Raw genomic sequence first — 18,006 nt, forward strand, 5'->3', positions numbered from 1 at the left:
CCTCAGCTCGTCGGGACGGGCGCCGGAGCGGTCGGCCCGGCCGGCGCGGTCACCGTCGGGCCCGGTGCGCCCCCGGTCGGCGCCGGTGCGCTCACCGTCGGCGTCGGCGCGGCACCGGTCGGCGTCGCGGTGGCCGAGGGTGCGGCGGTCGTCGGGGCGGTGCCCGGCGGGACCGGCACCTGGGCCGGCGGGCGAGGCCGGAACGGCGCCTGCTCCGGGCAGTACGGGTAGCCGCGCTGCACCGGGTTGACGTCGGGCAGGGCCGGGTCCGTGCAGGAGGGCCAGCCCAACCGGATCGGGGTGCCGTTCTGGTCGAAGAGCCGGGCGTTCTCCACCAGCCGCCCCTCGCTGTCGTAGACGAAGACGTCCTGCACCTCGTCGTACGGGTTGCGCACCGAGATCGGGTCGTAGCCGTAGTCGCCGTGCCAGCGGGCCCGCTCGTCCACCTGCACCAGCGCGGCCAGGGCGAAGACGACGAGCACCAGGGTGCCGGCGCGCAGCAGGAAGCGCGGCCAACGGCGCAGCTCGCCGGCCCGGCGGCCCAGCCAGATCGAGGCCAGCACGCAGCCGACCAGCAGCACCAGGCCGGCCATCGCGCTGCTGCCCACCCGGGGCACCACGGCCAGCGGCGCGCCGGTCATCGCGCCCAGCAGCGACGCCGCCAGGTAACCACGCAGCACCCACCACGCCGGGCGGAGCAGGCGGAGGAACTCGCTCGCCGAGGCGTACCCGAGCAGGGGGCCCAGCCGGGTGTCCAGGCCGGACAGCCGGACGCGGACCCGGCCCGCGACGGCGCCGAATCGCTGTTCCAGGCCGAGCCGGCCGGCGGACCGCTCGCCCGCGCCGGCCGCGGCGCGCAACTCGGCCGCGTACGCCTCCGGCTCGCCCAGCCGCTCGACCAACGAGCCGCCGGACTCGGCGGCGACCTCGGCGAGATGCTCCGGCAGGTCCTCGGTCAGTTCCTCGCGGACCGCCGGCGGCAGGTCGGCCAGCGCGGCCCGCACCCGCTCCACGTAGTCCGTGATCTCCTGCCCAGTGACGGTCATGCCGCCATCCCCCGATCGTCGAGCAGTCTGTCCATGGTGGTGGCGAACGAGCGCCAGGTCTTGCCGGAGCGGGTGAGCTGATCCCGGCCGGCGGCGTTCAACGCGTAGTACTTGCGGTGCGGCCCGGACTCGCTGGGCACCACGTACGTGGTGAGCAGGCCGGCGCCGAAGAGCCGGCGCAGCGTGCCGTAGACCGAGGCGTCACCGACCTCGTCGAGACCGGCCTCGCGGAGCCGGCGCAGGATGTCGTAACCGTAGCCGTCCTCGTCCTTGAGCACGGCGAGCACGGCGAGATCGAGCACACCCTTCAGGAGCTGTGTGGTATCCACGGATTCGAGAGTAGTGCGGATTGCGTAGTACCGTCAAGAACACTCCGCCTCGCCCGGGCCCTGTCCCAGGCCCGGCCTGCGAATTAAGTTTCGCTTAGCGGGCCTGCTGATCCACGATCAAGATCGGTACCTTGCCCGGATGCGACACATCCGAACCGTGATCACCGCAGCCGTCGTGGGTCCGCTGGCCTGGATCCTGTTCGCCCTCGGCCAGGACCGGTCAGCACAGGCGTTCGCCAACGCACAGGATGGCGGCGCGCTGGACAGCAGTGATTTCGTTCAACCCGCCCTGGTGCTGGCGGCTGCCGGGATCCTGCTCGGGCTCATCGCCACGCTCCGGATCTCCCCGCTGGGCGCGGCGCTGACCGGGCTGGTCTACTCGGCCAGTTACCTGGGCCTACTGATCCGCCCGGCCGCGGTGATGAGACTGCTCGACCACAAACTGACCGTGAGCGGTCACCAGATCGACCTGGCGGCCCCCGTACGGACCGGGACGACCCTGCTGGTGGGCTCGCTGCTACTCGTCGGGGTCGTGAGCATCCGCCGCTGGCAGCGCTGGCCGCAGCCCGCCGCCGACGCACCCGCCGCGCTGGTACCGGACGAGATCATCCCGCCCGCAGCGGGACGGGACCGCCCACTGGGCGTGGACGGTCTCGGCCTGAACACGCCACACCCGACGCCGGAGCCGGAGCTGGTTCGGACCAGCGGTGCAAACTGGCCCGATCGTTCGGACCGGGCCGACTCGCTGTCGGGCGGCTCCCGGGACGGGCGCGGGCACTGGTCGGACTGGACGCGCCAGCCGTCGCAGTGAACTACTGACGCTGGCCCTGCGGGGCGAGGCTCCAGGCGATGCCGTCGAGGATGTCGTGTTCGGAGGCGACCACCGACGGCATGCCGGCCCGCTCCATGATCACGCGGAGCACCAGCGCGCCCGCCCCGATCACGTCGGCCCGGCCGGGGTGCATGACCGGGATGGCCAGCCGCTCGTCACGGGTCTTCGCCAGCAGGTCGGCGGTCACGTCGGCCACCCGGTCGTACGACACCCGGGCGTGGTGGATGCGCTCCGGGTCGTACTCGGTGAGGCCCTGGGCGATGGCGACGACGGTGGTGACCGAACCGGCGAGGCCGACCAGCGTGGCGGCCTGGCGGCCGGGGACGGCCTCGAGCGCGCGGTCCACCGCGACCGCGATGTCGGCCTGCGCGGCGGCGATCTCGTCCAGCGTGGGCGGGTCGCCGTGCAGGTGCCGCTCGGTCATCCGGACGCAGCCGATGTCCATCGAGATCGCCGCCTGCACCCCGCCCTCCCGGGTGCCGACGACGAACTCCGTCGAGCCGCCGCCGATGTCGACCACCAGGTACGGCGGCTCCGCGTCGGCGGGCAGTCCCCGGACCGCGCCGGTGAAGGAGAGCCGGGCCTCCTCGTCGCCGGTGACCACCTCGGGCGCGACACCGAGGGTCTGCTCGACCATGGCCCGGAAGTCCCCGGCGTTGGCGGCGTCCCGGGAGGCGGAGGTGGCGCACATCCGCACCCGCTCGGCGCCCAGCTTCTCGATCTCGGCGGCGTAGTCGGCCAGCGCCACCCGGGTCCGCTCGATCGCCTCCGCGGCGAGCCGCCCCGTCCGGTCGACGCCCTGGCCGAGCCGGACGATCTCCATCCGGCGGCTCAGGTCAACCAGCGGCGCCTGCGCGCCGGCGGACGGGTCGGGCAGGTCGGCGACCAGCAGGCGGATGGAGTTGGTCCCACAGTCGATGGCGGCCACACGCGTCGTCACGGCAGCAACCCTACGGCAGCCTGCCGGCCCCGGCCCCGGGGTCGCGCCGCCACCTCCGCGGCGGCCGAGCGGCGAGCGGACGGACGGCGACAGGGGCATGGACCTGATTGAGCGGTATGCCTGTCAGGCATATTTGTGACTCTCAGGCATACCGCTGAGAAGGGTCATGCCTCGGGCGGCGCGACACGCCGGGGCGGCGCCGTGGTGTCGAGATGCCCGGCGGGCGCCGAGGCCGGTGAGGAGGGCGATCCAGGGACTACAGGCGCAGCAGCATCCGGGTGTTGCCGAGCGTGTTCGGCTTGACCCGCTCCAGGTCCAGGAACTCCGCGACGCCCTCGTCGTACGAGCGCAGCAGCTGCTCGTAGACCGGCTGCGGCACCGGTGCCCCGTCGATCTCGGTGAAGCCGAACGCGCCGAAGAACCGGGTCTCGAAGGTGAGCACGAAGATCCGCGCGACGCCCAACTCCCTTGCGGCGTCGATCAGCTCGCCGACGATCCGGTGGCCGATCTTGCGGCCCCGGCACACCGGGTCCACCGCCACCGTCCGGATCTCGGCCAGGTCCTCCCACATCACATGCAGCGCGCCGCAGCCGACCACGGTGCCGTCGCCGGTCACCGCGACCCGGAACTCCTGCACGTCCTCGTAGAGGGTGACGGTGGCCTTGCTCAACAGCCGCCGGTCGTCGGTGTACGTGTCGACCAGCCGCCGGATGCCGCGCACGTCACCGGTGCGCGCCCGGCGTACGACGATCTCGTCGGCGGCGCTCACGTCACTCCGCCGCCGGCACGTCCACGCACGGCCCGGCCGCCCACCACTTCTCCACCAGCGCCAGCGTCTCGTCGCCGAACGGGTTGACCCCCGGCCCGGCGCCGAGCGCGTGCCCCAGGTGCACGTGCAGGCACTTCACCCGGCCCGGCATCCCGCCGGCGGAGATGCCGGCGATCTCCGGCACCTGGCCGATCGCCTCCCGCCGGGCGAGGTAGTCCTCGTGCGCCGCGCGGTAGCGGGCGGCCAGCTCCGGGTCCTCGGCGAGCCGGTCGGCCATCTCCTTCATCAGCCCGGCCGACTCCAGCCGGCTGCACGCCGCCGTCGCGCGGGGGCAGGTCAGGTAGAACAGCGTCGGGAAGGGCGTGCCGTCGGCCAGCCGCGGCGTCGTCTCCACCACGTCGGGCAGCCCGCACGGGCACCGGTGGGCCACCGCCCGGGTGCCGCGCGGCGGGCGTCCGAGCTGCGCGGCCACCGCGGCCAGGTCGGCCTCGGTGGCCGCTTCCCGCTGCGGCAGGGGTACGGAGTCCGCCGCCGGCTCCTGCGGTGGTACGACAGTCACGGTGCCCATCTCTCGTTCGGTGCTGGGGTGGTGCTCACTTCTCGGGGCGCTCGCCGTTCGCCGCCCGCACACTCGACCAGAGCGTGTCGTACCAGGGGTCGGGGGTCTTCGGCGGGACCGGCGGCCTGCCGGCGTTGGCGTCCCGGGCCGCGCCCTCCGGGTCGTTCAGCACGATCACCGGGACCTCCCCCGGCGGGACCATGTAGAACCGCTCCCGGGCCTGGATCTTGATGTACTCCTTGTCCTGCCACTTCGCCGCCTCGGCGGACAGGTCGGAGATGCGCTGCCGCTGCGCGGCCTGCGACGCCTCCATCCGCTCGATGTCCACCTGCTGGTCGAGATAGACCCGGACCGGATAGGTGTACGCCAGGGCCAGCGCGATCAGCACCGCGAAGAGCACGGTGGCCCGGCCGGTGAAGCGTCGGGGGTGGGGTGCGGTGAGCCGCTTGATGGTGCCGCCGGCCGCCGTACGACGGGCGGCGGCGGGGCGGCTCGCGGAGCGGACGCCCTCGGCGCCCCGCGTCCGGCCGGCGGCCGCCCGCGGCTCGGCGCGGACCCCGCTGTCGCGCACGGTCGGCCGGGCGCCACGGGCCCCGCCCGGCCGACCGGTCGGTCGACGGGCGGGGCGCTGACCGCCCGGTGTGCGGCGCTGCTGCATCGTCACACCCCTCCCCCGAGGCTTAGCGCGTCAGGCCGAACGGTAACGCGGGAACGCGCCCGCGCCGGCGTACCGCGCCGCGTCGGCCAGCTCCTCCTCGATCCGCAGGAGCTGGTTGTACTTGGCCACCCGGTCCGAGCGGGCCGGGGCGCCGGTCTTGATCTGGCCGCAGCCGGTGGCGACGGCCAGGTCGGCGATGGTGGTGTCCTCGGTCTCGCCGGAGCGGTGGCTCATCATGCACTTGAAGCCGGCCCGGTGCGCCAGGTCCACCGCGTCCAGGGTCTCGGTCAGCGAACCGATCTGGTTGACCTTGACCAGCACCGCGTTGGCGGCGTTCTCGGCAATGCCCCGGGCGATGCGCTGCGGGTTGGTCACGAAGAGGTCGTCGCCGACGATCTGGATCCGGTCGCCGACCGCCGCGGTCAGGGTCGCCCAGCCGCTCCAGTCGTCCTCGGACAGCGGGTCCTCGATGGAGACGATCGGGTAGTCGCCGATGAGCTTGGTGTAGTAGTTGCTCATCTCCTCGGCGGACTTCGCGCTGCCCTCGAAGGTGTAGGTGCCGTTGTCGAAGAACTCGGTGGCGGCCACGTCGAGCGCGAAGACGATGTCGGTGCCCAGCCGGTAGCCGGCCTTCTCCACCGCCTCGGCGATCAGGTCCAGCGCGGCGGCGTTGGTCGGCAGGTTCGGGGCGAAGCCACCCTCGTCGCCGAGGCCGGTGGAGAGGTCCTTCTTCTTCAGCACCGACTTCAGCGCGTGGTAGACCTCGGCGCCGGAGCGCAGCGCCTCGCGGAAGCTGGGCGCGCCGATCGGCGCGATCATGAACTCCTGGATGTCGACGTTGGAGTCGGCGTGCGCCCCACCGTTGAGGATGTTCATCATCGGCACCGGCAGCAGGTGCGCGTTCGGGCCGCCCAGGTAGCGGAAGAGGCTCAGCTCGGCGCTGCCGGCGGCGGCCTTCGCCACCGCCAGGGAGACGCCCAGGATGGCGTTGGCGCCCAGCTCGGCCTTGTTGTCCGTGCCGTCGAGGTCGAGCATCTTCTGGTCGATCAGCCGCTGCTCGCTCGCCTCGTAGCCGATGAGCTGGTCGACGATCTTGTCCTCGATGTTGGCGACCGCGTTCTCGACGCCCTTGCCCTGGTAGCGGTCGGAGTCACCGTCGCGCAGCTCGATCGCCTCGAAGGCGCCGGTGGAGGCGCCGGAGGGCACCGCGGCGCGGGCGATCGTGCCGTCGTCGAGCCCGACCTCGACCTCGACCGTCGGGTTGCCCCGCGAGTCGAGAATCTCCCGGGCGACGATTCCCTCGATGGTTGCCACTGAGTCGCTCCTCGTTCGTGTGTGCGAATCCGGTATGGGCCGCGACGGTGCGGCTGGGGCAGGTGTTGAACGCAGCGTATCGGGCGACGGCCGGCCGCACGTCGTCGCCCGCCGTTCGTACCGCGCCCCGGATCCCCACCGGCGCGCGGGGTGAGACGGACATTCCCGGATTCTCGGGCCTCAACCGGCAACGGGTTTGCGTCGGGTGGACCCGATCGACCACGCTGGTCGCCATGCCCGCCGTATCGACCACCCTCCGCGTGCTGGCCGTGTCGGTCGCCGCGTCGCTCACGGTGACCGGATGCCAGACCCTGGACGACGCCGGCCGGGCGCTGGGCCGGGCCGACCTGGTCAACGACCTGGCCGCCCGGATGGACGGCGCGCTGACCGGCACCTGGGCCGCGGACTACCGGTTCGCCGGCGGGCGGACGGCCTCGATCGCGCAGACGCAGGAGCCGCTGCGCTCCGCCTACACCTGGCCGGACGGCAAGATCACGGTGACCCAGGAGGCGGTCACCCGGTGCGAGAACGCCGGCGGCCGGACCGCCTGCACCGTGCTGCCGCCGGAGCTGACCGCCGGCAAGCCGTCGGTGGTCGTCTACACCGAGGCGGACAAGCGGGGACTGGTCACCCCGCCGGCCGTGATGGCGCTGCTCACCGAGGCCGCCCTCGACCCGGGCGCCCAGGTCACCCAGAGCGACACCACCGTCGCCGGCCACCACGCCACCTGCGTCGACGTGCGGCGCTCGGCCGGCGACTTCACCACCTGCGTCACCACCGAGGGGCTGCTCGGCAGCTTCACCGGCACCCTCGACGGCACGCCGACCGAGATGGCGCTGACCCGCTACACCGAGACGGTCGACCCGGCCACCTTCGAGGTGCCACCGGGCGCGGGCGTGGTGGACCGCCGACCGGCCACCTCGTGACCGCCCCCTCCCCGGACCTTCCCGCCGGCCACCGGCCGCCCGCCGCCGAGCAGCCGCCGACCCCACCCGCCGCAGCGGCGGTGGCGTCCGGACCGGCGACGCCCGGGTTCCTCCCCGGGGCGGACCGCACCGCCGCGCCGGCGCCGGACGACCTGGCCCTGCCGGTCTCCGGTCGCCGGGTGCTCACCCGCGCCGACGGGCGGTTCGCCCGCGTCGGCGAGCTGCCCGCCGACACCGCCTGGGTACCGGTCGGCACGCTGGACGACGTGCCCGCCTGGGCGGCCGACGTCGTCGAGGCCGCGGAGTCGTGGGGGCGCTGGCGCAGCTGGCGGTCGCTCGCCGCCGAGCTGCCGGAGCCGTACGCCACGGCGGCCGGGCGGGCGCTGGCCGTGGTCACCTGGCGGCGTACCCACCGGTGGTGCGGGGCGTGCCGGGCCGAACTGGCCGACGTGCCCGGCGAGACCGCCCGGCGGTGCCCCGGCTGCGACCTGTACGTGCCGATGCGGCTCTCCGCCGCCGTACTCACCGCGATCACCCGCCCCGCCCCGGCCGGCGGCCCCGACGAGCTGCTGCTGGTCCGGCACGCCTACGGGCCGACGGAGCTGTGGGCGCTGGTCGCCGGGTTCGTGGAGGCCGGCGAGACGCTGGAGGCGGCGGTACGCCGGGAGGTCCGCGAGGAGGTCGGGCTCGCCGTCGACCGGGTGGCGTACTTCGGCAGCCAGCCTTGGGCGATGTCCGGTCCGGGGACGCTGCTGACCGGCTTCACCGCCACCGCCGCCGACCCGTCCGCCGAACCGGTGGTGGACGAGCGGGAGCTGACCGAGGCGCGCTGGTTCCCGCTGGACGCGCTGCCGGCGGAGCTGCCGCCGGCGTACTCCATCTCGCGCTGGCTGATCGACGCGGCGGTGACCGCCAGGCGGCGCTGAGCCGGGTCAGACGCCCAGCAGGGTGCGAAGGTGGCGCGGCGGCGGGCAGTCGTGCGCCAGCATCGCGTCGTGCCACTCGCGCACCGACACCCCGTCGGGGCGCGCCGCGGCGATGTCGGCCATCTCGCTGTAGCCCACGAAGTACGTGGAAAGCTGGGTGGAGGTGAGCAGCGCCCGCCGCCATTTGCCGGCCGCCTCGCCCTCCTCCTGGAAGCCACGCCCGGTCATCAGCGCCATCGCCTCCGCCTCGGGCATGTCCTCGCAGTGCACCAGCTGGTCCAGCAGTGCGTTGATGGTCATCCGCAGCTGCATCTTGAGCTGCTGCAACCGCACCGGCAGGCCACCGAAGCCGAGGCCGGCCATCAGCTCCTCGGTGTAGACCGCCCAGCCCTCGATGAACACCCCGGACTCGGTCAGCGGGCGGACCCGGGTCGGGCCGGCGTACCGGCGGGCGTGGGCGAGCTGGAGGAAGTGGCCGGGCATCGCCTCGTGCACGGTCAGGTTGCGGATCATGTGATCGTTGTACTCGCGGTAGAACGACTCCACCCGGTGCGCGGGCCAGTCCGCCGGGGTGGGCGAGATGCAGTAGAAGGTGGGCAGCGCCGCCGTCTCCAGCGGGCCGGGCGAGTCGCAGTAGGCGACGGCCACGCCCCTGGCGAACTCGGGCATCTCCTGGATCACGCACGGATCGTCGACCAGGGTGACCAGGTCACGGCCCCGGACGAAGTCGACCGCCTCGTCCAGGGTGGTCGAGGCGAGGTCCACGATGGAGTGATTGTCGGGGTGCTCGGCGGCGAGCAGGTCCAGCGCCCGGCGTACCGTCTCGTCGTCGGCCGGGCCGCCGACCAGCTCGACGGCCGCGGCGCGGATCTCCTCGGTGACCCGGTCCAGGTTTGCCCAGGCGCGGCGCTGCACCTCGGCGGCGCCCAGCTCGGTGTCGAGGGTGTGCCACAGCCGCGCCTCCCAGCGCCGCCGCCCCAGCCGGGGGTCGCGCCCCGGGCCGGCGTCGGCCGCGAGACCGATGCGCAGCCACGCCACGAACTCCTCCAGCGCCGCGATCGCCCCGGTGGCGGCCGGTTCCACCCGGTCGAACATGGCGGGCGCCTGCGCCAGCAGCAGCGGCACCTCGTCGCGGATCAGCGCCGCCGTGCCGGTGAACTGCCCCACCGCCGTCTCGGCGTGGATCCGGGGCATGTCGCGCAGCGTCGCGCGCGCGGTCGCCAGGGCATCGGGTACGGCCGACAGCCGCCCGACCAGGTGGGTGAGGCGCTCCTCGACCGGGGCGTACGGGCGGGCGAGCACCGCGTGCAGCAGCGGGCCGGGGTTGTGCCGCAGCGGGTCCCACTCGTACCCGCGGATCTCGCCCAGCTCGAACAGCTCCCGGTCGACCAAGGCGCTGAGCAGCGCGTGGTCGACCTGCTCCGCCACGTCGAGCGCGTCGGGGTCGAGTTCGGAGAGCGCGTCGGCGGCCTCCCGCAGCATCGCCTGGTCGGCCTTCACGGCCTCCGGGGAGAGATCGGGCAGCCGATCGTCGTACCGGTGGTCACCGGCGGAGGTGGCCAGCCCGGGGCGGCTCTCCAGCAACGCTTCGACGATGCGTTCCGCCAGCGGCACGAACTCTTCCATTCCCCGACCCTACCGACCGCACCGTCCCGGCACCCGCCCACCGACTTGCGTCGATCATGAGGTTGCCGGGGGCGGAATGCCGGAGTCGGGTCAGGGGGTGGGGGGTTGTTCGGCGGTGCGGACCGCGTCGGCGTAGGCGAGGGTGGTGCGGCGCAGGGCGGCCTCGGGGTCGATGCCGGCCTGCCGGGCGGCGGCGACGGTGGCCAGCAGGCTGGCACCGAGTCGCGCCTCCGGGTCGACCTGGGTGTCGGCCAGCGGGGGCGGAACAGCGAGGCCGATCCGGCCGGCGCGGTCCAGGATCTTGGCGGCCAGGGCGAGCGCGGGCTGGCTCAGCGCGATGCCGTCCAGCACCGAGGCGCGGGCCTTCTCGGCCTGCTTGATCCGCTCCCAGCTCGCCTCGATCTCCTCCAACGTGCCCGTCTCCGCGCCGGCGAAGACGTGCGGGTTGCGGCGGACCATCTTGTCCACCAGGCCGCCGGCCACGTCGTCGACGCTCCACCGCTCGCCCTCGGGCAGTTCCTCGGCCAGCCGGGCGTGCAGCAGCACCTGGAGCAGCACGTCGCCCAGCTCCTCGCGGAGCGCGTCGGTGTCGTCGGCGCTGATCGCGTCGTACGCCTCGTAGCACTCCTCCAGCAGGAAGCCGGCGAGGCTGCGGTGGGTCTGCGAGCGCTTCCACGGGTCACCGCCGGGCGAGGCGAGCCGGTCCATCACCTCGACCGCGTCGAGCAGCCGCGCGCCGGGCGGGTCCCACGAGCCGTACATCAGCTCCAGCTCGGCCAGCCCCGGCTGGCGGGCCAGCCGCAGGCCCAGCTCCCGGGCGAGCGCCTCGTCACCGGCGGGACCGGCCAGCCAGACCGCCGTGCCGTGCGCCGCCACCGCGTCGAGCAGCGCCTGCGTGGCGCCGGCCTCGACCACGGTGACCTCGGCGCCCGCCGCCCGCACCGCCGTGGTCAGCGCGCTCTCCCCGCCGGCCAGCACCGGCGCGGAGCGTACGACGTCCCAGGCGGCCGCGGTCAGCAGGCCGGCCGGCAGCCGGGGCGAGGTGACCAGCAGGACGATCCGTGCGGACATGCTCAGGGGGCCACCGGCCCGGTCTGCTCGGCCGGGGTGGTGACCGGCTCGGGGGTCGAAATGTCGGTCACCGGGCCGCTGGCGTCGACGTACGGCAGGGCGTAGAAGACCAGCTCCTGGCCCTTGTTGACCCAGGACGGGACGCCGAGCGGCCGGAAGCGCGGGTTGACCGACAGGTCCACCTTGTCGGCCTCCTCCTCCAGCGCCGCGCTGAGCGCCGACGCGGTACGGACGAAGCCGCCCTCGCCGAAGAGCTGCCGCACCTCGCCCACCGAGAGCCCGGACTGGATCCCGCCGGTCTCCTCGATGGCGTGGTAGACGGCCATCACCGAGGCGTCGCTGAGCTCGGCCGGCGGCAGCTTCTGGCTGAGCACCATGGAGATGTCGGCCCACTCGCCCCAGAGCTTGGCGAACTCGGCCTGCGGCGGCATCTGGAGCTGCTGCGCGAGCTGCTCCGGGGTGACCTGGTCCGGCACCTGGAGGCCCTGCTCGGCCACGACCCGCTTGCCCAGGTCGATGCTGACCAGCAGGTTCACCACGTCCTGCCGGGTCACCCGGGAGCGAAGCTGCTCCGCGTCGGGGGTGACGCCGGCCTGCGTCGCGCTCTGGCGGATCGCCTCCGCGTACTTCGCCTGGGCGTCGTCGTAGATCGCGTCCACCCGGTCGACCGAGTAGGTCCGGTCACCGACGTACGCGGCCACGTCGGGCGAGGACTTCCCGCAGGCGGCGAGGGAGAGGACACCGAGAGCCGCGACGCTGGCGGCGGCGATGAGACGGCGTGCACGCATGCCGGTCACTCTCTCATGCCCGGTACGGCGGTGTGACGCCGCCCACCACGGGCGGGACCGCTTCACGCCGACGCCCCGGCCAGCGCCGCCGGCTCGCCCAGCACGTCGGAGAGGAGCTGCGCGCACCACTCCAGCAGCGCCTGGTCGCGCAGCGGTTCGCCGCCGACCCGGCGGGTGCTCGGCCGCGGCACGCTGACCTGGTCGGTGGCCTGCTTGTAGACCGAGTCCGGGTGGTAGCGCTTGAGGCGCAGCTGCTTGGAGTCCGGCAGCGGCAGCGGGCCGAACCGGATGTGCTTGCCCTGCATCGACACGTCGGTCAGCCCGTACCGGCGGGCCAGCAGGCGGAACCGGGCCACCGCGACCAGGTTCTGCACCGGGGCGGGCGGCTCGCCGTACCGGTCGGTCATCTCGGCGACCACCTCGCGCAGCCGCTCCTCGTCGCGGGCCTCGGCCAGCTTGCGGTACATCTCCAGCCGCAGCCGCTCCACCCCGACGTAGTCGTGCGGCAGGTGCGCGTCGATCGGAAGGTCGATCTTGACGTCGGCCTCCTCCTCCTGGCGCTCGCCCTTGAACGCCGACACCGCCTCGCCGACCATCCGGACGTACAGGTCGAAGCCGACGCCCTCGATGTGGCCGGACTGCTCGCCGCCGAGCAGGTTGCCGGCGCCCCGAATCTCCAGGTCCTTCATCGCCACGTACATGCCGGCGCCCAGCTCGGTGTGCTGGGCGATGGTGGCCAGCCGCTCGTGGGCGTGCTCGGTCAGCGGCTTCTCCGGCGGGTAGAGGAAGTACGCGTACGCCCGCTCCCGGCCGCGACCGACCCGGCCCCGGATCTGGTGCAGCTGGGCCAGGCCGAGCAGGTCGGCCCGCTCCACGATCAGGGTGTTGGCGTTCGGGATGTCGATGCCGGACTCCACGATCGTGGTGCAGACCAGGACGTCGAACTCCTTCTCCCAGAAGCCGACCATCACCTTCTCCAGCGCGTCCTCGCCCATCTGGCCGTGCGCCACCGCGACCCGCGCCTCGGGCACCAGCTCGCGGATGCGGCGCGCCGCCTTGTCGATCGACTCGACCCGGTTGTGCAGGTAGAAGACCTGCCCGTCGCGGAGCAGCTCGCGGTGGATGGAGGCGGCCACCTGCCGGTCGTCGTACGCCCCGACGAAGGTGAGCACCGGGTGCCGCTCCTCCGGCGGGGTGGCGATGGTGGACATCTCCCGGATGCCGGTGATCGCCATCTCCAGCGTCCGCGGGATCGGGGTGGCCGACATGCTCAGCACGTCCACCGAGGCGCGCAGCGTCTTCAGGTGCTCCTTGTGCTCGACGCCGAACCGCTGCTCCTCGTCGATGACCACCATGCCGAGCTGCTTGAACCGGGTCGCCGTCTGGAGCAGCCGGTGGGTGCCGATGACGATGTCGACGGTGCCGTCGGCGATCATCTCCAACGTCCGCTCGGACTCCTTCGGCGTCTGGAAGCGGGACAGCTGCCGGATGGTCACCGGGAACTGGCTCATCCGCTCGGCGAAGGTGTTGTAGTGCTGCTGCACCAGCAGCGTGGTGGGCACCAGCACGGCCACCTGCTTGCCGTCCTGCACCGCCTTGAAGGCGGCCCGGACGGCGATCTCGGTCTTGCCGTAGCCGACGTCGCCGCAGATCAGCCGGTCCATCGGGACGGTCTGCTCCATGTCCCGCTTGACCTCTTCGATCGCGGCGAGCTGGTCCGGCGTCTCCTGCCAGGGGAAGGCGTCCTCCAGCTCCCGCTGCCACGGGGTGTCGGGTGCGAACGAGTGCCCCTTGGACGCCTTGCGCGCGGCGTAGAGCTGGATCAGCTGCGCGGCGATCTCCTTGACCGCCTTGCGGGCGCGGGCCTTGGACTTCTGCCAGTCCGAGCCGCCCATCTTGTGCAGGGTGGGCTGCTCGCCGCCGACGTAGCGGCTGAGCTGGTCGAGCTGGTCGGTGGGGACGAAGAGCCGGTCGCCGGGCTGGCCGCGCTTGCTCGGCGCGTACTCGATGACCAGGTACTCCCGGGAGGCGCCGTTGACGGTGCGCTGCACCAGCTCGACGTACCGGCCGATGCCGTGCTGCTCGTGCACCACGTGGTCGCCGGCCTTGAGCTCCAGCGGGTCGATGGTGTTGCGGCGGCGGCTCGGCATCTTGCGCATGTCGCGCGTCGAGGTGCCCCGGCCGCCGGTGACGTCGTTGCCGGTGAGCAGCACGAACCGGGACGCCTCGTCGACGAAGCCGGCGGTCAGGCAGCCACAGCTGACCAGCACCTCGCCGGGGGCGGGCGCGGCCGGCACCTCCTCGACCAGCCGGGCGCCCAGACCGGCGTCGCGGAGCACCTCGACGGCCCGCTGGGCGGGGCCGTGCCCCTCGAAGACCAGCGCGATCGACCAGCCCTCGCCGGCCCAGCGCTTCAGGTCGTCGACCACCCGCGAGGTCTCGCCGTGGTAGAGCGGGGCGGGCTGCGCCGCCAGGCTCACCGCGATCGCGTCGTCGGGCGTGACGTCGACCTCGGTGGGCTCGTCCTCCCAGGGCTGCCGGACCGGTGCGGCGGCGTCCGCCTCGACCAGGCCGAACGGGGCGAGGGTCCACCAGGGCTGGCGCAGCGTGCGGGCCGCCGCGCGTACCTCGGCCAGGGTCCGGAAGGCGGCGGCGCCGAGGTCGACCGGGGCCTGGCCGCCGACGGCGGCCGCGGCCCAACTGGCCTGGAGGAACTCGTCCGAGGTACGGACCAGGTCGTGCGCCCGGGTGCGGATCCGCTCCGGGTCGCAGAGCAGTACGTGGGTGCCGGCCGGCATGCAGTCCAGCAGCAGCTCCAGGCTCTCGTTGCCGAGCAGCGCCGGGACCAGCGACTCCATCCCCTCGACCGGGATGCCCTCGGCCAGCTTGTCGAGGATCTCGGCCAGCTCCGGGTGCTCCTGGGCCAGGGCGGCGGCCCGCTCCCGCACCGACGGGGTGAGCAGCAGCTCCCGGCAGGGCGGCGCCCAGAGCTGCGGGACCTGCTCGATCGTGCGCTGGTCGGCGACGGCGAAGGTGCGGATCTCCTCCACCTCGTCGCCCCAGAACTCGACCCGGGACGGGTGCTCGTCGGTGGGCGGGAAGACGTCCAGGATGCCGCCGCGCACGGCGAACTCGCCGCGCTTGGTGACCAGGTCGACCCGCGCGTACGCCATGTCGGTGAGCCGGCGGGCCACCTCCTCCAGGTCGGCCTCGTCGCCGGCGGTGAGCTGCACCGGTTCGAGATCGCCGAGCCCCTTGAGCTGCGGTTGCAGCAGCGACCGCACCGGCGCGACGACCACCCGCAGCGGGCCGGTACGGCCGTGCGCGTCGGCCGACTGCGGGTGCGCCAGCCGGCGCAGCACGGCCAGCCGGCGGCCGACGGTGTCGGAGCGGGGGGAGAGCCGCTCGTGCGGCAGCGTCTCCCAGGACGGGAAGACCGCCACCTGCTCGGGCGGGAGCAGGCTGCCCAGCGCCGAGGCCAGGTCGTCGGCCTCCCGGGTGGTGGCGGTCACGGCGAGCACGGGCCGGCCGGCGCCACCACCGGCGCCGACCGGATCGGCCGCGACGGCGGCCACGGCGAACGGGCGCAGCGCCGCCGGGGCGGTGAGGTCGAGGCCGTCGACCTGGGCGGCACCGGAGCGCGCCAGGTCACGCGCCCGGGCCAGCCCGGGATCGGCCAGGGCGGCGGAGAAGAGTCCGGTGAGCATCTGTGATCACTTCCAGGAAATCGACGCACGGCGACGGCCCCGCGTCCAGCCGGACGGGGGGTGCACCTGTCGAGACTATCCCCCTCGGCAGACAATCCGGGCTGGAGCCGTGGCGGCCGGGCCGGTGCCGGAGCCGCGGCGGCCGCGGCGACGGGAGGAACCGGCGAACCGGGGGTTCAGCACGGCCCCCAGCAGGATGCCGGACCAGGTCGGCGGTGATCCCCGCGCACGGACCACCTCACGACGAGATGCCCGTCAGCCACCCCCTCGCCGACGGCGACGTCGACCCGCCCGACGCGGAGCTGCCGCAACCCTCCACCCCGCCCGCGCGCCGCTCCATGCGCGCAGATTCACGGAAAGCGGGGCTGTTTCCGCGCCGGAGGCCACGAATTCTCCGAAAGTGCGCGGATCTTGCAGGGGCGCCGGGCCGGGTGGATCTTGACTGGGGTGTGTGGGCGTGGTCGGGTGGGTGGATGGGAGAGCAGTACCGGGCGCAGTTCGACGCGGAGGTCACGTTCGCCAACGGGGGCGGGCTGCGGACCGACGGGTTCCGGCTGGACATCCCGGGGCGGGAGATCGACGACGAGGCGCTGGCCGCGCTCTTCATCCGCCACCTCGGGCTGCTGATGGTCGCCGACGTACGGATCAGCGGCAAAACGATCATCGAGGAGCCGCACAAGGGCGGCCGGGGCGTCAGCGCCGAAACGGGCGACACGGGCCGACGCCTCGTCGAGCTGAGTCACGTGATCACCGATGGCATGACCACCCTGCCCGGCTGGCCGGGCCCCCGGATCAGCGAATGGCTGACCCGCGAGGCGTCCCGGGCGAACTACGCCCCGGGCACCGAGTTCCAGGTGGGCCGGATCGACATGATCGCCAACACCGGGACGTACCTGGACACTCCCGCGCACCGCTGGGCCGAGGGCGTCGACCTCACCGGCGTCCCGCTGGACCGGCTCGCCGACCTGCCCGGCCTGGTGGTCCGGGTGCCGGCCGGCACCCGCGCGGTGGACCGGCTGCTGCTGGCGCCGTACGACGTCGCCGGGCGGGCGGTGCTGCTGCACACCGGCTGGTCCGCGCACTTCGGCACCGACCGGTACGGCGCGCCGGACGCCCCGTACCTCACCGGCGACGGGGCCCGCGCCCTGGTCGAGGCGGGCGCCGCGCTGGTCGGTATCGACTCGATCAACATCGACGACATGAGCCCGGCGTCCGGGGGCGAGCGCCCGGCGCACAGCGCGCTGCTGGCCGCCGGCATCCCGATCGTGGAGCACCTGACCGGCCTGGACGCCCTGCCCCCGGACGGGTTCCGCTTCACCGCCGCACCGCCCATGGTGGCCGGCATGGGCACCTTCCCGGTCCGCGCCTTCGCCGTCGTCGGCTGACCCGACTCCCCGGCGTCCGCCGGACGCGGCACCGGAAGGAGAGCGGGGCGGGGAGCGGCCCGCCTCAGTACCGGACCGAGATCCGGCGCTCGACGGCGTCCACCCGGATCTCCCCGCCGTACGGGATAATCAGCTGCGGGTCGGTGTGGCCGAGGTCGACGTCGAAGACCACCACCGCGTCCGGGCGGTACGGGGCCAGCGCCCGGCTGACCGCCTCCCGCTGCGCCTGGGCCCACGCCAGCCGATCCGCGACCGACCGGGGGCTGTCGAAGTCCCACGCCTTGGGGCGGCCGACGACGACGGCGGGGAAGGCCGCGAGCAGCCCGCGCTCCCCCATGTTCCGCACGATCCGGAACACCTCCTGGGCGCTCGGCAGTTCCTCGGAGGTTTCGAGCACCAGCACCGAGCCGGTCAGTTCCGTGGCGGCGGGGACCCGGTCGGCGGCCATCAGCCAGTGCAGGATCTCCAGGTTGCCGCCCCAGGTGCGCCCCTGGACCACGGTCGACGGGCCCTGCCAGTGCCAGCCGGTGCCGGGGAACATCACCGGCTCCTGCGTCAGGGTGGCCGGGTCGCGCCAGTCGCGCGGCTCGTCGCCCCACTCCGGCGCGGGCGTGAGGTCGTACCAGCCGGAGGTGAACAGGGCGGCGCGCAGCGAGTCGAGGGTGAGCGGGTGCGGCCTGCCGGACCGGCCGAGGTGCACCAGCACCGACCCGCCATGGTACGCCACGATGCCCAGCCGGTAGAGGTGGTTGAGGACATTGGTGTTGTCCGAGTAGCCGAAGTACGGCTTCGGGTTGGCGCGCAGCACCGCGTCGTCCAGGTGCGGGGTGACCGTGATCAGGTCGTCGCCGCCCACGGTGGCCAGCACGGCGGTGATCGTCGGGTCGGCGAAGGCGGCGGTGAGGTCCCGGGCCCGGTCCCTCGGGTCGGCCCCCATCGTCCGGGTCGTCGGATACTCCACCGGTTCCAGGCCGAACTCCTCGCGCAGCCGGCGCAGGCCCAACTCGTACACGTGGGGGAAGAGACCCGGCAGGCCGGCGGAGGGTGAGACGACCGCGACCCGGTCGCCGGGGCGGGGCTTGCGCGGGTAGGTCGGGAAGGTCATGTCCGGACGCTACCGAGCGCGGCCA

At 73.7% G+C, this 18,006-nt stretch carries 16 protein-coding genes; 4 read left to right on the plus strand and 12 right to left on the minus strand.

What is annotated here, in order from left to right:
- Window positions 1-2: 2 nt before the first annotated feature.
- On the minus strand, window positions 3-1,046 hold the full coding sequence (locus tag FHX75_RS12185) for an HAAS signaling domain-containing protein (RefSeq protein ID WP_154939483.1): 1,044 nt from the start codon (window positions 1,044-1,046) through the stop codon (window positions 3-5).
- On the minus strand, window positions 1,043-1,375 hold the full coding sequence (locus FHX75_RS12190; RefSeq protein ID WP_154939485.1) for a PadR family transcriptional regulator: 333 nt from the start codon (window positions 1,373-1,375) through the stop codon (window positions 1,043-1,045). The genes FHX75_RS12185 and FHX75_RS12190 overlap by 4 nt, the downstream gene beginning before the upstream one ends.
- A 139-nt stretch (window positions 1,376-1,514) precedes the next feature.
- On the opposite strand from FHX75_RS12190, the gene FHX75_RS12195 reads away from it, so the two are divergent.
- The gene (locus tag FHX75_RS12195; protein WP_154939487.1) at window positions 1,515-2,186 is read left to right on the plus strand and encodes a hypothetical protein; all 672 of its coding nucleotides are present in this window, start codon (window positions 1,515-1,517) and stop codon (window positions 2,184-2,186) included.
- A gap of 1 nt (window position 2,187) precedes the next feature.
- On the opposite strand, the gene FHX75_RS12200 is transcribed toward FHX75_RS12195, so the two are convergent.
- From FHX75_RS12200 to eno, 5 genes are all read right to left on the minus strand, one after another.
- Window positions 2,188-3,135 (minus strand): Ppx/GppA phosphatase family protein, encoded by a 948-nt coding sequence (locus FHX75_RS12200; RefSeq protein ID WP_154941938.1) that lies wholly within the window; start codon window positions 3,133-3,135, stop codon window positions 2,188-2,190.
- A gap of 268 nt (window positions 3,136-3,403) precedes the next feature.
- A complete protein-coding gene (locus FHX75_RS12205) occupies window positions 3,404-3,916 on the minus strand; it encodes an amino-acid N-acetyltransferase (RefSeq protein WP_154939489.1) in 513 nt (170 codons plus the stop codon).
- 1 nt (window position 3,917) lies between these two features.
- The gene (locus tag FHX75_RS12210) at window positions 3,918-4,475 is read right to left on the minus strand and encodes a DUF501 domain-containing protein (RefSeq protein WP_154939491.1); all 558 of its coding nucleotides are present in this window, start codon (window positions 4,473-4,475) and stop codon (window positions 3,918-3,920) included.
- A gap of 34 nt (window positions 4,476-4,509) precedes the next feature.
- Window positions 4,510-5,133 (minus strand): FtsB family cell division protein, encoded by a 624-nt coding sequence (locus tag FHX75_RS12215; RefSeq protein WP_154941939.1) that lies wholly within the window; start codon window positions 5,131-5,133, stop codon window positions 4,510-4,512.
- 30 nt (window positions 5,134-5,163) lie between these two features.
- The gene (eno, locus tag FHX75_RS12220; protein WP_088963944.1) at window positions 5,164-6,447 is read right to left on the minus strand and encodes a phosphopyruvate hydratase; all 1,284 of its coding nucleotides are present in this window, start codon (window positions 6,445-6,447) and stop codon (window positions 5,164-5,166) included.
- A 233-nt stretch (window positions 6,448-6,680) separates the two neighbouring features.
- Between eno and FHX75_RS12225 the strand changes: the two genes are divergently transcribed.
- A complete protein-coding gene (locus FHX75_RS12225) occupies window positions 6,681-7,373 on the plus strand; it encodes a hypothetical protein (protein ID WP_154939493.1) in 693 nt (230 codons plus the stop codon).
- A complete protein-coding gene (nudC, locus tag FHX75_RS12230; RefSeq protein ID WP_246157980.1) occupies window positions 7,370-8,299 on the plus strand; it encodes an NAD(+) diphosphatase in 930 nt (309 codons plus the stop codon). Before FHX75_RS12225 ends, nudC begins: the two co-directional genes overlap by 4 nt.
- 6 nt (window positions 8,300-8,305) lie before the next feature.
- On the opposite strand, the gene FHX75_RS12235 is transcribed toward nudC, so the two are convergent.
- From FHX75_RS12235 to mfd, 4 genes are all read right to left on the minus strand, one after another.
- Window positions 8,306-9,925: a DUF885 domain-containing protein gene (locus tag FHX75_RS12235; RefSeq protein WP_154939495.1), complete on the minus strand. Its 1,620-nt coding sequence runs from the start codon at window positions 9,923-9,925 to the stop codon at window positions 8,306-8,308.
- Window positions 9,926-10,015: 90 nt separating this feature from the next.
- Window positions 10,016-10,996, minus strand: coding sequence for a nucleoside triphosphate pyrophosphohydrolase (locus FHX75_RS12240; protein ID WP_154939498.1), 981 nt, complete (start codon window positions 10,994-10,996; stop codon window positions 10,016-10,018).
- A 2-nt stretch (window positions 10,997-10,998) separates the two neighbouring features.
- Complete coding sequence (locus tag FHX75_RS12245; protein ID WP_154939500.1) at window positions 10,999-11,784, minus strand: DUF4179 domain-containing protein; 786 nt, start codon at window positions 11,782-11,784, stop codon at window positions 10,999-11,001.
- A gap of 62 nt (window positions 11,785-11,846) precedes the next feature.
- Window positions 11,847-15,491 carry a transcription-repair coupling factor gene (gene mfd, locus FHX75_RS12250; protein ID WP_154939502.1) on the minus strand — a complete coding sequence of 1,215 codons (3,645 nt, stop codon included), beginning with the start codon at window positions 15,489-15,491 and terminating at the stop codon, window positions 11,847-11,849.
- Window positions 15,492-15,964: 473 nt separating this feature from the next.
- On the opposite strand from mfd, the gene FHX75_RS12255 reads away from it, so the two are divergent.
- The gene (locus tag FHX75_RS12255; RefSeq protein WP_154939504.1) at window positions 15,965-16,876 is read left to right on the plus strand and encodes a cyclase family protein; all 912 of its coding nucleotides are present in this window, start codon (window positions 15,965-15,967) and stop codon (window positions 16,874-16,876) included.
- Window positions 16,877-16,940: 64 nt separating this feature from the next.
- On the opposite strand, the gene FHX75_RS12260 is transcribed toward FHX75_RS12255, so the two are convergent.
- Window positions 16,941-17,981, minus strand: coding sequence for a S66 family peptidase (locus FHX75_RS12260; RefSeq protein ID WP_154939506.1), 1,041 nt, complete (start codon window positions 17,979-17,981; stop codon window positions 16,941-16,943).
- Window positions 17,982-18,006: the final 25 nt, after the last annotated feature.

The sequence above is a fragment of the Micromonospora palomenae genome (assembly GCF_007829925.1).
Lineage (GTDB): Bacteria > Actinomycetota > Actinomycetes > Mycobacteriales > Micromonosporaceae > Micromonospora > Micromonospora purpureochromogenes.

Coding starts and splice junctions, on each gene's coding strand:
- FHX75_RS12225 (WP_154939493.1), top strand. CDS start 6,681: ATGCCCGCCGTATCGACCACCCTCCGCGTGCTGGCCGTGTCGGTCGCC.
- FHX75_RS12195 (WP_154939487.1), top strand. CDS start 1,515: ATGCGACACATCCGAACCGTGATCACCGCAGCCGTCGTGGGTCCGCTG.
- FHX75_RS12255 (WP_154939504.1), top strand. CDS start 15,965: ATGGGAGAGCAGTACCGGGCGCAGTTCGACGCGGAGGTCACGTTCGCC.
- FHX75_RS12260 (WP_154939506.1), bottom strand. CDS start 17,981: ATGACCTTCCCGACCTACCCGCGCAAGCCCCGCCCCGGCGACCGGGTC.
- mfd (WP_154939502.1), bottom strand. CDS start 15,491: ATGCTCACCGGACTCTTCTCCGCCGCCCTGGCCGATCCCGGGCTGGCC.
- FHX75_RS12235 (WP_154939495.1), bottom strand. CDS start 9,925: ATGGAAGAGTTCGTGCCGCTGGCGGAACGCATCGTCGAAGCGTTGCTG.
- FHX75_RS12240 (WP_154939498.1), bottom strand. CDS start 10,996: ATGTCCGCACGGATCGTCCTGCTGGTCACCTCGCCCCGGCTGCCGGCC.
- FHX75_RS12245 (WP_154939500.1), bottom strand. CDS start 11,784: ATGCGTGCACGCCGTCTCATCGCCGCCGCCAGCGTCGCGGCTCTCGGT.
- FHX75_RS12215 (WP_154941939.1), bottom strand. CDS start 5,133: ATGCAGCAGCGCCGCACACCGGGCGGTCAGCGCCCCGCCCGTCGACCG.
- FHX75_RS12185 (WP_154939483.1), bottom strand. CDS start 1,046: ATGACCGTCACTGGGCAGGAGATCACGGACTACGTGGAGCGGGTGCGG.